We start from the raw sequence: 16,173 nt of genomic DNA on the forward strand, positions 1-16,173 counted from the left end.
GAGAATTTGGTTAAGAAAATCATCATATTCATTACATATTTAGCCCTCATGTTGGGGGCAAGATGGTTCTGGTCGGATACGTTCGGCACGGACGAGCAGCCCCAGGTTGTGCAAGGAATTCTTGACCTGCGCGGGCACCCCATGGATGACAAGCATTCCATCTTGTTGGATGGGGACTGGGAGTTTTACCCGAATCGGTTGATTTCGGACAGCCGCCAGGCGGACGAAGCTGATCAGGACAGGCGTATGATCCATGTTCCTGGAGATTGGAGCCCGGCTTGGCAGGACAAAGGCGGTTCGTCGTTCGGGTACGGGACCTACAGGCTCCGGATTCTTGTCGATGAGCAGCCGGACGAGCGTTATAAATTATGGATTAGAGAAATTAAAGCTTCATCCGTTCTGATCGTCAACGGGAACATCGTCGGCGAAGCCGGCAAACCGGCGGCGAGTGCTAAAGCGTATATTCCGGTCATCCAGTCTTTCGCCAAGGACGCTGCTCCGAACGAGCAGAACGTGATTGATATTTTCGTGCAATCGGCGAATTATCATGATCCCACGAGCGGGGGCATCATCGAGTCCATGCGGTTCGGAACGCAGGCTGCGATTGATTTTGAGTGGTGGTATTCGATTGTTTTTCAGGTGGTCGTGTTTACGATCCTGCTTCTTCATGCGCTGTACGCCGGTATTATGTTCTTGATCAACCCGCGGGAGAAGCTGCTGCTTGCCTTTGTGTTCCTGCTCATTTTCGCGGGATTGACGGTGGTTTCGGATCACGAGTATGTGCTGATGAGCTGGTTTCCCCTGAATTATACCTGGATGCTGAAAATACGGCTGTTGTCTTATTTGGGTGTTCCGTTCTGCATGCTGCTGATGGGCAGGGGTTTTACCGGGCAAGTCCGGCGCGGGCCGGTATTTCTTACGTATTTGAGCGTCTCTGCGCTGTACTGGATCTTTATACTTGCAGCCCCCGCCAATCTGGTTCATATCACAAGGACCCATCATGTCTTCGGTTGGTTATACCTGATTCCGAGCATCTGGTTCTTTGCGCTCATCGGTAAGATGGTGTATCAAAAGCGGAAAGATGCCTTTATCATTCTGCTGGCGGCAACAAGCGTCATTTCCAATATCGTATGGGGATTTGTCAATTTCGACTGGAATTTCACCCCGATTTATTACCCGGTCGATATTTTGGCTGGGGTCGTCGGCTTCTCCGTGTACTGGTTTAAGCGGTATTTCCGGAATGCGGCGGAAAATGCCCGGCTGAACGCCGAGCTTCGCCGGGCGGACGAACGGAAGGATCAATTTTTGGCGAACACTTCGCATGAATTGCGGACACCTCTGCACGGGATCATTAACATTGCGCAATCGGTCCTTTCCCGCGAGGGACGCTCCATGTCGGAAGCAAGCCAGCAAAATATGGAGCTGCTCGTCACCATCAGCCGCCGGATGTCACAGCTGCTGAATGACCTCCTTGACGCCGTCATGCTGAAGGATCAGCGGATCGTGCTGCGCCAGGAAGCCCTGCAAATTGAATCGGTCGTGTCCGGCGTGGTCAGCATGCTGGCTCATATGACGGAGGGGAAACCCGTTCAAGTGGTCCTGTCGATACCGGACAAGCTTCCTCCGGTTGATGCGGATGAACAAAGGCTGACCCAAATTGTGTTCAACCTGCTGCACAACGCGATCAAATTTACCGATGAAGGCGTCATCGAAATTTCGGCCGAGGCCAAGGAAGAGGCGGTTGTCATTCATGTGGCCGATTCGGGTCGAGGGCTGGAGCAGAGCGCATTGGAACGGATTTTTCTTCCCTATGAGCAGGCTGAGGATGAAGACGATCATGGGGGGATCGGGCTTGGCCTCAGCATCTGCAAGCAGCTGGTCGAGCTGCACGGGGGGAGGTTGACCGCCGAATCGGCCCCTGGACAAGGAGCGGTATTCAGCTTCACGCTTCCTAAGGCTGAGGGTTGGCTGCAGGCGGATCTAGAGAATGAGAATTCCGCAGGAGGCCGTACCGAGCCTGAGCTGGAGAATGCCCCATCGGATCCCCTGCACTTCACAGAGGCGGCAGTCTCCATGGAGACGGTTTATGCTGGCCATGGCGGTGGATCGCTGGACGAATCGATATCTGGTGGAATCAAAATTTTAGTCGTCGAGGACGATCCGGTAAACCTGAGGGTGCTTGCAGGCATTTTCGCGGAGGAGCCGTATGAGATTCAAACCGCTTTATCGGCGAAGGAAGCGCTGCAGCAGCTCTCATCCTCGACCTGGGATCTGATCATTTCCGATGTCATGATGCCGCATACGTCGGGTTATGAGCTGACGCGAATCGTCCGCGAACGGTACAACAGCTTCGAGCTGCCGATTCTGCTGCTGACCGCAAGAAGCCGGCCGGAGGATATTTATGCCGGATTTATGGCCGGCGCCAACGATTATGTAGCGAAACCGGTGGATGCGCTTGAGCTGAAATACCGGGTACGTTCCTTGGCGACGCTTAAAAAATCGGCAAAAGAGCGCCTCCGGCTTGAAGCGGCATATCTGCAGGCACAGATTCAGCCTCATTTTCTGTTTAATACGATCAATTCGATTATGGCTTTAAGCGATATCGACCTGGATCAAATGCGGGAGCTGGCTGATGCCTTTACTTCCTATCTGCGGATCAGCATCGATTTTATTAACTCGGAGGAAGCGGTGCCGCTCTCCCATGAACTCGAGCTTGTCCGGGCATATTTATACATCGAGAAGGCACGTTTCGGGCCGCGGCTGGCGGTCATTTGGGATATCGATCCGCAATTATCGCTGTTTATACCGCCGCTCACGGTGCAGCCACTTGTCGAGAATGCAGTTAAGCATGGGCTGCTGAGCCGGATTCAAGGAGGAACCGTGCAGATTATCATCCGCCGGGAAGAGGATGGCACTCGATTTGAAGTCAGGGATAACGGAAAGGGCATGACTCCAGAGGAAGTACAGAATCTGCTTCAACCGCATTCCACGAGCGAACCGTCATCCGGTGGCATTGGACTGAAGAATACGAACCGGAGGCTTCTGCAGCGGTATGGCCGAGGACTTCAGATCGAGAGCCAGTTGGGGCAGGGGACGGCGATGTCCTTCGTGATTCCGAGCCAGGGCTCCGGGGACCATCGGGAATTCGAGCCCCCTCAAAGCATAGAGTAAAGCACAAAGCAGCCTGTTCAGCAGGCTGCTTTGTGGTTTTGTTCATCGTATTCAGCGGTTCATTCCCTGGCGTATTTGGTTTGTCTTGCCAAAAAGCTTTGTTCCAGTGGTACGAGGATCGTTCCGGAACCCGCAGCCTTCAGGCTCAAGCACTGTGCGATTCGTTTCAGCGTGACAGCCAATCTCGCGGGTTGAACGGGCTTCAATAAATAATCGAGGGCATTCACCTGAAATGCATGAACTGCAAACTGTTGAAAGGCAGTCACAAAAACGATGTGCATCTGCGGATGAATCGCGAGCAGCTGCTCAGCCAGTTCCATGCCGGACATCTCCGGCAATTCGATATCCAGAAAGGCCACATCGGGTATCTCGATCCGGCATGCCGCCAGCGCATCGTGCGGATTCATATAGGATCCGATCACATTCCACGGAACATGAACAGCAGTCTGTGTCTGAAGCAGTTTTTCCATTTTTAATAATGCCAGATGCTCATCATCGACGATAATTACCTTCAAGCGGCTTTCTCTCCCCTAACAGACCCTTGTTTTCTCGGATGCGGTATACTTATGTATTCTGAAACTATTCTAACGCTCCATTTTTACCCGGTTGCTCATACGTTTCTTCTTGTACGACCGAACACGTATGCCAATCATCCATGGCCATGTACCCGCGGCGGACCAGCGCAAAAATCGTATTTGTCGTACAGCACCATTCGACATCAGGCAGCCTTGTCGAGCCACTTCTTGCCTTCGGCAGTACGCCTTCATACGTCCAAAAGCCTCCTTCATTCCAACGAACGAGCTTACCTCCATGCTTCCAGGCTTGTTTTAAAGCTTCTTGCTGTATTTTCGATAACATTCCTTCACCACCAAGCAAATCCATGAATTGATAACAATACTTATGCCTCCGTTTAAAGCGATACCCCCATTAGACCACACGGCTCTGAATACGTTCTGAATAATCTCCAGGCAACAGGATTGAGCATAACTTGACGTTTCCAGGGACAATCTAAGCAGAAAAGGTGTACTTTCCTAGAAAGGAGCACTCCTGCGATGGCTGAAGAACAGCAGAAACAACCGTCGGGGAAAACGATCGCGGCCATTGCCTCGGTTCCCTTTATCATGACGTTCGGCAATTCCATGCTGATTCCAATCCTGCCCCAAATGGAGTCGAAGCTTCATATTTCATCGTTTCAAACAAGCCTGACGATCACCGTGTTCTCTTTGGTTGCAGCCTTTTTTATTCCCATCCTCGGGTATTTGTCCGACCGTTTCTCCCGGAAAATTGTCATCGTGCCGGCGCTGATCCTGTACGGAATCGGTGGTCTGCTGGCAGGATTCGCGGCTGCTCTGTTCCCCAAACCGTTCCTTTGGATTATGGTGGGCCGGACGCTTCAAGGCATAGGCGCTGCAGGGACAGCCCCGATCGCGATGGCGCTCACGGGCGATTTGTTCAAGGGATCCGCGGAGAGCAGGGTGCTTGGATTGGTCGAGGCATCCAACGGCTTTGGTAAAGTCATCTCGCCGATTCTCGGATCGCTGGTGGCCTTGATCGTATGGTACAGCGTATTTTTCACTTTTCCGGCGGTCGTGATTATTTCGATCGCGCTCACCTGGCTCCTGATCAAGGAGAAGAAAAAAGAGAAGGAACCGATGCCTTTTAAGAAATACGTTAATGGTCTTGGCAGCGTGTTTAAGCATGAGGGCCGATGGCTGATCCCTGCGTATCTGGCCGGCGCCACCTGTTTGTTTGCGCTGTTCGGCATCCTTTTTTACCTGTCCGACATGCTGGAAAAGGAACACAATATCGTGGGAGCCGTCAAAGGGCTGGTTCTGGCCATTCCTTTGCTTGTGATGTGCACGACATCCTATGTGACCGGCAGCCAAATCGGGGAAAATAAGAAGCTGATGAAACGGCTCATCGTGATCGGATTCGTACTGATGACGATTGCCTACGTTCTGCTGGCCTTTATCGGGCATTTGACCTTGTTCATCTCCATTCTGGCCGTCAGCAGTTTGGGAACGGGCCTGATCCTGCCCTGCGTCAACAGCTTTATTACGAGAGCGGTCGGGAAGGAAAGACGGGGCATTGTGACCTCCTTGTACGGGTCGGTACGGTTCTTCGGGGTGGCCGTCGGTCCACCGCTGTTCGGGTGGATGACGGGATGGTCGCGGCCGGGCATGTTTCTGTCCATTGCCGGACTGACGTTTGTGATCGGGCTTCTGGCCCTTTTCCTGATCCGGGTCGATTCCGGGGAAGGCAAGCCATCCGGCGGCAAACACGCCAAAGCTTACCGCAACAAGCCGGCGGGTCTCATTCGGCCGTTCGGCGGACGCCAAAAAGCCGGATCTTGATCCGGCTTGTTCTGTTGGATGAATCCTATGGTTTGTGCGCAGGCGCAGATGGGCAGGAGCAAGCTGCTATTTTTTACTGCGCCAGGCGAAATCGGCCGTCCATCTCCGCTGCGGCTTGCGGCCGAGGATGTAGTTGATGACGCGTGTGGAGATCATTTGGCATCCGATGGCAAATAGGATAATTCTCCAATTGACGACATAAGCCGCCAGAATAAAGATAACCCCGTTCATCCAGAAAAGGGATGTGCCGGGTTTTATTTTTTTATACTTATATATCACCAAGGCGGTATAGCCGATGCCTCCGTTGGATACCCGCTGCCTCATCAGCATGGCGACGCCTGTACCAAGAATAAGGGAACCGATCAGGAGATCGAGCCACACATTCAGCAGCGGCGGCCGGACATATACTTCAAAAAAATTGACCGATACGGACGTGGCCGTGATCACGTAAATGGTGCCAATAGCACTGAATATGCCCAAATGATGGGCGGTAAAAATGAGAAAGGCGAAATTGGCAACCCAGAAGCCGAGGCTCATGGGCAGGCCGAACCCGTGGTTCAGCAGCACGGCAATACCGGCACCTCCCCCGGAAGGGATGCTGTGCGGGAATAAAAAAACCGCCATCGCAAAGCCTTGAAGCACCGCTCCCGCTGTAATGAGGGAGACTTTCCTGCCGAGGCGGCGGTAAAACAGGTGCCGGTGGTGCCGGTAACGGCCGGGAATTAACTGTATTTTCAACCCGATCATCCTTTGGAGAATAGTTTGGTGGTCATAAGCTGGTCAAGCCTTACTAAAATATATGCTTGTCTGCGGACAAGGATGCCACTTCATGCCGGGCGGGCAAGGGATGCAGAACTGTGGTATGTTTACTTTTAAAAGAAAGGGGAGGAAAGCATGGAGCAGGACAAACATCAGGGGTGGGAACTTGCTACGTTTGCGGGCGGGTGCTTCTGGTGCATGGTGCAGCCCTTTGACGAGCTGCCGGGGATCCATTCGATCGTGTCCGGTTATACCGGGGGCCATACGGAGCATCCGACTTATGAAGAAGTTGGGACCGAAACGACGGGGCACTATGAAGCGGTTCAGATCGCTTTTGACCCCATTGTGTTTCCGTATGAGCGTCTGCTGGACATCTATTGGCAGCTGATCGATCCGACGGATGCGGGCGGGCAGTTTATGGACCGGGGGAACTCTTACCGGACGGCCATTTTTGTACATAGCGGGGAGCAACGGGCTAAAGCAGAGGCTTCCAAACAGGAGCTTGCGGCAAGCGGGCGGTTTAAGGGGAATATCGTCACCGAAATTTTGCCGGCGGGGCCGTTCTATCCGGCGGAGGACGAGCACCAGGACTACTATAAAACGCACCGCTACGACTACAACCTCTACCATGAAGGTTCCGGGCGGGGAACGTTTGCCGAAAAGTATTGGCGCAGAAAGCAGGATGATGCCGCGCTTCGTAAAAGGCTGACCCGCCTTCAGTACGAGGTTACGCAGCACGGCGCGGATGAGATGCCTTACGAGAATGCGTACTGGAATAACGAGAGCGAAGGGATCTACGTGGATGTGGTGAACGGAGATCCGCTGTTCTGCTCGCGGGATCAGTTTGATGCGGGGACCGGCCTTCCGGCGTTCACGCGGCCGATCCACGAAGGCTTCCTCCGCCGAAAGGCCGACCTGCGCAGCGGCAAAGCGCGTACCGCTCTGTACGGCCGCTTGTCCGGTTCGTACCTGGGTCACCTGTTTCACGACGGCCCGTCGCCTGCCGGGCAGCATTACCAGGTCAACTCGGCGGCGCTGCGCTTTGTGCCGCGGGAGGAGCTGGAGCGCGAGGGGTACGGGAAGTATACGGAGCTGTTTGAGGGGGAGTGAGGTGAGAGAGTAGGGGGAGCAACCGTAGGCCATCCCTTGAGGATGGCCTACGGTATAGTTCGTTAAAGTGCAAACTTCAAGGACGGCCTAATAAGGGCATGGTTCGTTAAAGTGTAAAGCCTGTGGCTGGGTCAAGCCCGATGAAGTTCATGACGGAATCTTCTAAAGAAGTTGCGTATATCCTCAACGAGCAGATCCGGAACCTCCATGGCGGCGAAATGCCCGCCGTGTTCAAACTCGGTCCAATGGACGAGGGGATGTTGGCGCTGCGCAAGAGAATATACCGGTAATGCCAAGTCGTAAGGCAGCACGGACACGCCCAATGGTACGGGACACCGAAGAGGCCCCTTCGATTTCGAACTTTCGTAATACAATCGGGCTGATGATCCGGCGGTTGCCGTAAGCCAATAGAGCATCACATTCGTTAGCAGCCGGTCGGCGTCCACCCTGCAGGCGGGATCGGTCCATTCGTAAAACTTCTCGGCGATCCATGCCAGCTGTCCGACCGGCGAGTCCGTGAGCGCATAGGACAAAGTTTGGGGCCTGGTGGATTGGAGCCTCGCATACCCTGCCGGTGCGGACCGGTAACTCTGCGCGCGTTCGAGCCTTTCTCGGTCTTCTTTAGACAGTTCACTCGGATCGAAGTCCTCCGCTGGAACGGTATGCAAATAATTCACATGGACGCCGCACACATGCTCACTGTCATATTCGGCCAGCAACCGGGAAATGCCTGCGCCCCAATCGCCGCCTTGGGTGCCATAGCAGCCGTACCCGAGGCGACTCATCAGCTCCGCCCAAGCCCGGGCAACCCGGCGCATATTCCATCCCTTATCCAGGGTAGGGCCCGAGAACCCGAAGCCCGGGATCGAGGGAATGACCAGATGGAAAGCGTCAGCCGGATCGCCGCCGTGAGACCGCGGATCAGAGAGAGGTCCGATGAGATCGAGAAACTCGACGATCGAGCCCGGCCAACCGTGGGTAAGGATCAGCGGCAGCGCATCTTTCTCCGGGGAACGGATATGCAGGAAATGAACGTTGGCCCCGTCGATGGTTGTAGTAAACTGTGGCAGCCCGTTTAACCGTTTTTCGTGCTTGCGCCAATCGTATGAATGGAGCCAGTACTCCGCCAGTTCCTTGAGGTAGCCGAGCGGCACGCCGTAATCCCAGCCGGCATCCGGCAGCTCGTCAGGCCAACGGATACGGGCGAGACGGTCCCGCAGGTCGTCGAGTGCACTTTGCGCAATTTCGATGCGAAACGGCTGTATAATTGAGCTGTCCATTCTATTCATAAAAATATGCTCCTTCCCTTTATATGGTTGATAAATCAACGTTGTATGAGGAATATAGCATCTACATTGTTGAGTTGTCAACAAAATTAGAGCGGGCTGGATCACAAAAATACTGAACAAAAATACTGGCACGGACATTGCGTAATTTCGAAGTGGTTACCTCTAGGGCTCCCGCACAAAATAGCTGCACGATTGCAGCTATTTCCACTTCGTTCTCTCGCCGAAATCACCAAGGGGCTGCCCCCTCACGGATGATTCCGTGAAAGACAGCCCCTCGTTTACCACGATCCACAACCTAAGCGCAAATCACTTTCCCGCGCCCTGCCACTGCGCGATCACCGCGTTTACATCCGCGGTCAGCACAGCTTTGGCGTCATCCTTGATATTCCCGCTCTGGCCCTTGTTGTCCAGATGCTTCAGGAAGTCCTGCAGGTGCTTCACGGCCTGGTCCGGCTTGCCGCCGTCCCATTGGTGCTGCGCCTGCTTCAGCGCATTGGTCAGCTGCGGCACGAGCCCGCCGCCCAGGTCGCCGGCAGCGCTGTAGCGGTCGATCAGCTGCTGGATGGAGGCCGGGCCGGTCGTCACATGCAGCTGCAGCGTCGTCCGAGCCGGCTCGCCTGAGCCGACGTACACGTCGACGGTAACCGTCTGGTCGCCCAGCTTACCGGCCAGGGCCACGTCGACACCAGCCTGCTGCGCATCGACCTTGTATTCCTTGCCGGCCAACGTCAGCACCGCCGATCCGCCTGCGGCCAGGCCGCCGCCGGCCTGGAAGGACAGCACCGCGCTGTCGTCCAGCGTATCGCCGTCCTTCACGGCCGTACCGTTCACCGTCAGGGCGAAGGCTGGCTCAACCTTGCTGTCCACCGTGACGCCTTTGGACACGTTGCCCGATTTGTCCACGGCCTTGAGCAGGATGCTGTAGTCCTTGCCGTCCTCGATGCCAGGGATGACGGCCTTTTGAATGCCGCGTTTCACTTCCAGCACGTCACCGACCTGCTGGCCGCCGCTCGTCACAGTGACCCGTATTTTGTCCGCGTCCAAATCGTACGGACCGTCCCAGGTCAGGGTCAGCTGGCCGTTACCGCGGCTGACGAGCACGTTCTCCACGTCGCCCGGCGGCACGTGATCTTCCACCGGTTCCGTCGGCGGGTTCGGTTTCGTAAAGACGGACGGGTCGCCAAAGGTGAACTTGTCGAGATTGTACAGATAGTCCGAACCTTTAAAGAGCAGGAACACGATATGTTTGCCGGTCACCGGTGTCGTCACATCGGTCGAGAACACTTTGAAGTTCTGCCAGCCGCCCGTTCCGGTGACCTTGTTGCTGGCGATAACCGGACCGTTCAAGCTGTCGATGCGCACCTCGACCGTTCCGCCGCTCGTATCGCTGGCCGCGTTGACGTGGAACTTCGTCGGGCTTGTGCTGCCAAAGTCAACGTAGTTGTACATGGCGTACCCGTTGTTCGGGCCGTAAATGCCGGCTAGATAGGTCTGGCCGCCGCCACTTTCCGTGCCGAAGCCGACGCCGTTCGTCCGGTTTTCAGCTTCCAGCTTGGCGTAAGCATCTCTCGCCGTGCCCTTCATCGTCGTAAAGGTGAACCAGTCCAGGTTGCATGGGAAGTCGCTGCCATCTTTTCCGTGGAAAATAAGGTACACGTCATGCACACCAACCGCGAGCTTATCATCAAGGTTCGCCATGATGTCCACCCATTGATCCCAGCCGCCGAGGGCCGGAATCTCCACGACGCCTGCGGTAGGGCCGTTCAAGGAATCCAGCTTCACCTCGATCGATCCGCCCTGATTGCCGCTGGCGACATGGGCCGTTATGCCGGCGGCGCCGGAGCCGAAATCGATGCCTTTATAAGAGGCATAGGCGTTGTTGTGAATCGCGTCGAGGAAACCTCCCTGCGCTTTGCTCAGGCCCTCGCTGCTGTCATAGTTCACGCCTTTCAGCTTAGCGTAAGCGTCGGTGCGGGTCGGGTCGCCGGTAGTGAATTTAAACCAGTTCAGGTTGAACAGGTATTGGTCTTTCGTTTTGGTGAAAACGAGATAGACGTCATGCGTGCCGGTAATGGTAACCGGATTGCCCTGGTCATCCTTCAGCACGGTGACGGCATCGATGTAGTTGTTCCACCCGCCGGTGCCTTCGACGTTCAGCGTTCCGACTTTCGGCCCGTCAAGCGAATCCAGGTGGACTTCGATGTTGCCGCCGCCGGTTCCGCTGGCCGCTCTCGCGATCAATCCTTTGGCGCCGGATGTGCCGAAGTTGACGTTTTTATAGGCCGCAAAGTCACCGGCCTCGATGCCGCCCAGCTGCAGCGTTCCTTCCAGCGCACCCTCGAGGATAAAGCCTTGACCGATGTTGTAACGCTCGGCTTCGATTTTGCTGTACGGGTCCTTTTCCGGATAATGAATCTCGGCATCCTGAGGCTTCAGCGCATTCAGCGCTTCCACGGCTGCGGCGGACGACCAGGACTCGTACGTGCCGGAGAGCAGCTGTCCCGCCCAGTTGCCGTCGACGATATTGTCGGCGTTCCGGTGCGTCCAGGCGAGCTCGGCATTGAAGGAGACCCAGGCGTCAAACTGCGCGCCGAAGTCCTTGTATTTGCTTTCGGTCCGCTCGTCCAGCGCCTTCTGCAGGAAGGACAGGTTGCGGAGCAGGATCGTTTTGCCGCCCTTCAGGTCACCGTTCGGTCCTTCGAAGTTCAGCACGCCGCCGTTATCGACCAAATGGTCTTTGGTAAAAGCCGCCGCCTTGACCGCTTCGTCCAGATAGGAGGTGTCCCCGGTAATACGGTACAAGCCTACGGCCGCCCCGATGTATGTACCCTGATTGTAGTGCGTGGCGTCCGGGATCGGCCCTTTTTCCGTTTCGATCCGGTCAAACACTTTGCCGTTGCCGTCGGTCAGCATCGTTTTGCCCCATTTGAAAATTTGCTTCGCGGCGTCCAGATAATGCTGATCCTTGGTGACGTTGTACAGATAGACCGCCGCCTCAGCCGCCGGGAAGTTGATGCAGGCATTTTTGGTGTTATGTTCGCTGTTCAGCCACCAGATGCCGCCGCCGGCGAAGTCTTCGTCCCACTGCGTATTGAATACCCAGTCAAAATGGTACTTTGCCGCGTCCAAATACTTCTGGTCACCCGTAATTTGGTACGCCCGCGCACTGCCCATCGCCCACCACATAATGTCGTCGTTGAAGGGGTTGTTCGTCCAGTTGCTGCCGTATTTGGCTACCGTGCCGGTATACACGTCGTCGATCTGCTTGCGCAGCTGCGCCTTCAGCTCGGGATCCGACGTATGGAGATACGAGTCCATCACCAATTCCCACAGCTCGGCTTCCACCCAGAACCCCTGGTGATCCTTGTGATCGGTGCTGCTCCAGAACATATTGGCCGCCGGATCCCAGAACTTGGCGTTAAACGCTTCGATGGCCGTGTCGCCGTCCTCGGCGCTGAACGCATAGGTTGTGCCCGGCCCCCAGACGGTGACGGAGCCGAGGGTGAGGGCGGCCGCCAGCGGCACGCTCAACAGCCGGTTCATGCGGCGATTGCTCTTAGTCATTAAAGTCTCCTCCTTTATGGTGGTTGTGGAACGCTGCAACGATGGATTATATGAACGGTCCCCGCCTGCATCCGGCGTCCGGATTCATAAAAGGCAGGAGTTTTGCAGGAGTATACACGCCTGAAGGGCAGAGGGGACCGTTAATCCCGCGACTTGTTACTTGGCTTCCGAAATGACCTTGTTGATCTTATCCGCCATCGTGTTCAGCTCGCTGATCGGCGCTTTGCCCATCAGGACGTTCTTCCAGGAAGCTTCGATGAACGGATTCGCTTTGCCTGCCCAGGACGAGAGGAAGCGGACCGGCTGCGTATCAGGCGATTTCAAAATGTGGTCGATGCCTTCCCCGACATCGGCATGGCCAGCCGTCTTCAGCGCTTCAAAGTAAGCGGAAGAGGATGCCTGGTACGCTGCCGGAGCGACCGGCGTTTGCGGAAGCACTTCTTCGTACATTTTGGAGTCCAGGAATTTCAGCACTTTCCAGACGGCTTCCGGATTTTTGACCGTTGTCGGGCTGCACCAGCCCACCGCGTCGTAAATCTCAGATTGGGTGTTCACGACCGGCATCGGCACGAAGCCCCACTGCAGATCTTTCGGCGCCGTACGGATCAAATCGTCCGCAACCCACTGGCCTTGAAGCGTCATCGGCACCTTGCCCTGCTTAAAGGAGCTCATGACGTTGGTCAAATCGAAGGTCGGCGGATTCATGTAACCGTTTGCAATAGCGGTTTTGTATTTCTCCACGCCTTCCACGAACTTGTCGCTGATCTCCACTTTGGTCGGATTAAGGATGGAGTCGGCGAACGGAGCTGCGCCCGAGGAGACCGAATAGAGCGACAGATAGAACGGATCCAGCGGAGCGTAATAGCCGAACTGCTGCACACCGCCCTGCTTGCTGGACAGCTTCTCCATAGCTGTGAACAGATCGTTATAAGTCCAGCCGATTTTCGGCTCGGTCAGACCGGCGTCCTGGAACGCTTTTTTATTATAGAAAATGCCATACGTATTCAGCAGGCCGGGCAGACCGACGAGCTTGCCGTCATAATGCCAGCTGTCCACGACGCCTTTGTAGAAGCCGTCCATGAATTCCTTATCCTGCTCCGCCTGGGACGTCCAGTCATACAGCAGTCCCTTGGACGCGTTGTCCAGCAGCATATCGTTGCCTGTCATAAAAATGTCAGGAGCCTTCTTGGCGGTCAGCATCCCGTTGACCTTGACGCCGTAATTGTCGAGTGGGGTAGGGATGAGTTTCACCGTAATGTCGGGGTTTTCCTGCTCAAACTGCTTCATGGCCGCCATGATTTTATCGTTCATTTCTTTCGATTCCCAGGTGATCATCGTCACTTCGACCTTCTTGCCGGACGATTTCGAACCGGAAGTACCACCCGAATCGGACGTGCCCGCCGAACCGGCGGAATCGGATGACCCGCCACCGCCGCACGCGGCGAGCAGGCTGGAGAACAGGAGTAACGTGAGCATGCCGCTAAACCACTTTTTTGCACCCTTTGTCATAGAAAGACCTCCCTGATATCTCATTTCGAATACAATTGACACCTGTACCTGATATATCATTTCCTTGATCCCACCGCCGGCAGGCACCACCTCCTATCCGCCCGGGGCGGCCGATTTATTTCAATGAAGCGGAATTGACGGAGCCAAGCCCCTGCATGAAGAACTTCTGGCCGAAGAAAAAGATGAGCAGCATCGGCAGAATGTAGATGAGATCCGCGGCCATGAACAGGTTCCAGGCGGTCGCATAGGTGCCTTTGTAGGAAGCCATCGCCAGGGACAGCGTCCATTTGCTCGGATCGATAATATAAATCAGCGGCTCGAGGTACTGGTTCCATGCTCCCTGGAAGGAGAAGATGACCATCGTCATGATGACCGGCGTTGTCATGGGTACGAGCACTTTCATCAGAATGTAGAAGTCGGAAGCACCGTCGATTTTGGCCGCCTCGTCAAAGGAAACCGAGATCGTCTTCAAATACTGGACGTACAGGAATGAAAATGTGGCGTTCCCGAAAAAAGCAGGCACGATGATCGGCAGCCAGGAGTCATACCAGCCCAGGCTCGTGTAGAGGTTAAAGAGCGGGATCATGCCGACAAAGCCCGGCAGCATCAGACTGCCCACGAACAGCGAGAACCACAGCTTCCGGCCGGGAAAGCTTAATCGGGCAAGCCCGTAGCCGACCAGCACGGAGCTGGCGACCTGGCCGATCGTGCACAGCACCGCGATGAACATCGAGTTGCCGAATGTCTGCCAGAAGTTGATCTCCCGCGTTCCGGTTACGAAGTTGGACCAGTGCAGCTCCCGGGGAAACCACTCGGGCGGGATTTTAAACACGTCGTTGTTGCCTTTCAGGGCAATGGTCACCATCCACAGCAGCGGAAACAGCATGGCGATGGCACCGATGGTCAGGATAATAAACCGGATGGTGTCCAGGATGCTGAATTTCCGTCTGGGTTTGCGTGTTGTTGCCCGTACTTCCGTTTGCATCACCATCAGCAGGGAGCCTCCTTATTTCGAATTGTCGCTTTCGTAATACACGAACCGGTTCGAATACCGGTAAGTCAGCGCGGTGAAGATCATGATGATGACGAACAGCACCCAGACCTCCGCGATCGAATAGCCGAACATGCGGCCGTTAAAGGCATCGTTATAAATTTTGAAGTTGAGCAGGGATGTGGAGAAGTTCGGGCCGCCGCCGGTCAGAACCTGTACCTGGTTGAAGGCCTGGAAGGCGCCGATGATGCCGAGTATAAGCTGAAGGAACAGGATAGGAGTAATCATGGGAATCGTAATGTGCAGGGCCATCCGCCAGCGGACGGCTCCGTCGACTTCGGCCGCCTCGTACAGCTCCTGGGGAACAGACTGCAGACCGCTCAGGAAAATAATGACGCCGGATCCGACCTGCCACAGGCCGATCAGCACGATGGAGGGAAGCGCGGTCGTTTCGCTCGTCAGCCAGGTGCCTTCGGGCAGTCCGAGCAGCCTGAGCAGCGAGTTGGCGAGCCCGTACTGGGGCTGATAGATAAACAGCCACAGCGTGAGTGTCGCGATGGACGGCACGACGGTCGGCAGGTAATAAATCGTGCGGAACCATTTGATGCCGGGCAGGCTTTTGTTCAGCAGCATGGCCAGCAAAAGGCCCAGAATCAGCGATAAAGGAACGCTCATGATGACAAAATACAGCGTCGCCCGCACCGAAGGCCAGAAGGCCGGGTCCTCCGTGAACATGTATTTAAAGTTGTCGAAGCCGACAAAACGAGGCTTATCGTAGCCGCTCCATTCCGTTAAGGCGTAATAAATGGACGACAATAGCGGATAGGCGACAAACACGCTGAAGCCAATAATGGAAGGCAGAATAAACAGATAGCCTTTGGCCCAGCCGCGAAGCTTCTTTTTGCTTACCGTCATTTTTCATATACCTCCCTCATTCAGCATCCGGACAGGAACGGTGCGTGTACCCGCCGTTATGTCCCGGCCCCGTGCGTAAAAGTAAAGTACGGTGTAAACTGCATTCGGACTGCAGGCGGTCCGTGGATCGGTTCGTAGATTAGTCCGTTGATTGGTCCGTCCTGACTGCACTCCGGCCCCCTGTTTTTTCTCCTTTCTTCAATTTCATCTGCTTCTTTAGATCAAGATCACGCAAATAAACCGCTTACATTTCTCAATATAATGACATAACAGTATAGTGTCAATATACTAAATTAAGTTTTTTATAATTGTTGTTATATTATTTGTAGATTCAATGCGCATATCATATGAGGCGAATGGGGAGGAGGCTGAAAAAGTGGTTTGGCGTTCGTCATGGCAGCCGTGTGAATCGGATACGGGATCGTGCCGAAATGAGATATAACTGACAAAACTGGGGTATAGCCGACAAATTTGGGTAGAGGGCCGAGCTTTTTATTGCATGCGGCGAACA

At 55.0% G+C, this 16,173-nt stretch carries 11 protein-coding genes; 3 read left to right on the plus strand and 8 right to left on the minus strand.

The genetic code is table 11. The features are described 5' to 3' along the window. Positions 1-6 precede the first annotated feature (6 nt). Entirely contained in the window at positions 7-3,171 is a 3,165-nt protein-coding gene (locus tag K2F33_RS12340) for an ATP-binding protein (RefSeq protein WP_318672440.1), read from the plus strand. A gap of 59 nt (positions 3,172-3,230) precedes the next feature. On the opposite strand, the gene K2F33_RS12345 is transcribed toward K2F33_RS12340, so the two are convergent. Both K2F33_RS12345 and K2F33_RS12350 read right to left on the minus strand, forming a co-directional pair. Further along, entirely contained in the window at positions 3,231-3,686 is a 456-nt protein-coding gene (locus K2F33_RS12345) for a LytR/AlgR family response regulator transcription factor (protein WP_076173816.1), read from the minus strand. A gap of 64 nt (positions 3,687-3,750) precedes the next feature. Further along, positions 3,751-4,029, minus strand: coding sequence for a hypothetical protein (locus K2F33_RS12350; RefSeq protein ID WP_076173815.1), 279 nt, complete (start codon positions 4,027-4,029; stop codon positions 3,751-3,753). 194 nt (positions 4,030-4,223) lie between these two features. On the opposite strand from K2F33_RS12350, the gene K2F33_RS12355 reads away from it, so the two are divergent. Beyond that, the gene (locus tag K2F33_RS12355) at positions 4,224-5,525 is read left to right on the plus strand and encodes an MFS transporter (protein ID WP_263881843.1); all 1,302 of its coding nucleotides are present in this window, start codon (positions 4,224-4,226) and stop codon (positions 5,523-5,525) included. Between the two features lie 66 nt (positions 5,526-5,591). Here the strand turns inward: K2F33_RS12355 and K2F33_RS12360 are convergent, their stop codons facing one another. Continuing rightward, positions 5,592-6,263 carry a YitT family protein gene (locus K2F33_RS12360; RefSeq protein ID WP_244879431.1) on the minus strand — a complete coding sequence of 224 codons (672 nt, stop codon included), beginning with the start codon at positions 6,261-6,263 and terminating at the stop codon, positions 5,592-5,594. Positions 6,264-6,419: 156 nt separating this feature from the next. On the opposite strand from K2F33_RS12360, the gene msrA reads away from it, so the two are divergent. After that, on the plus strand, positions 6,420-7,394 hold the full coding sequence (gene msrA, locus K2F33_RS12365) for a peptide-methionine (S)-S-oxide reductase MsrA (RefSeq protein WP_263881844.1): 975 nt from the start codon (positions 6,420-6,422) through the stop codon (positions 7,392-7,394). A gap of 131 nt (positions 7,395-7,525) precedes the next feature. Here the strand turns inward: msrA and K2F33_RS12370 are convergent, their stop codons facing one another. The 5 genes from K2F33_RS12370 to K2F33_RS12390 form a co-directional block, all read right to left on the minus strand. Beyond that, positions 7,526-8,683, minus strand: a complete 1,158-nt coding sequence (locus K2F33_RS12370; protein WP_089548730.1) for an epoxide hydrolase family protein — start codon at positions 8,681-8,683, stop codon at positions 7,526-7,528. 306 nt (positions 8,684-8,989) lie between these two features. After that, positions 8,990-12,247 (minus strand): carbohydrate-binding protein, encoded by a 3,258-nt coding sequence (locus tag K2F33_RS12375; protein WP_263881845.1) that lies wholly within the window; start codon positions 12,245-12,247, stop codon positions 8,990-8,992. 156 nt (positions 12,248-12,403) lie between these two features. Continuing rightward, a complete protein-coding gene (locus K2F33_RS12380; protein ID WP_163881096.1) occupies positions 12,404-13,756 on the minus strand; it encodes an ABC transporter substrate-binding protein in 1,353 nt (450 codons plus the stop codon). Between the two features lie 115 nt (positions 13,757-13,871). After that, positions 13,872-14,747, minus strand: a complete 876-nt coding sequence (locus K2F33_RS12385) for a carbohydrate ABC transporter permease (RefSeq protein WP_263881846.1) — start codon at positions 14,745-14,747, stop codon at positions 13,872-13,874. Between the two features lie 15 nt (positions 14,748-14,762). Next, complete coding sequence (locus tag K2F33_RS12390; protein ID WP_076173809.1) at positions 14,763-15,662, minus strand: carbohydrate ABC transporter permease; 900 nt, start codon at positions 15,660-15,662, stop codon at positions 14,763-14,765. Between the last annotated feature and the right edge of the window lie 511 nt (positions 15,663-16,173).

The sequence above is a fragment of the Paenibacillus sp. PSB04 genome (genome assembly GCF_025809195.1).
Classification (GTDB): domain Bacteria; phylum Bacillota; class Bacilli; order Paenibacillales; family Paenibacillaceae; genus Paenibacillus_AQ; species Paenibacillus_AQ favisporus.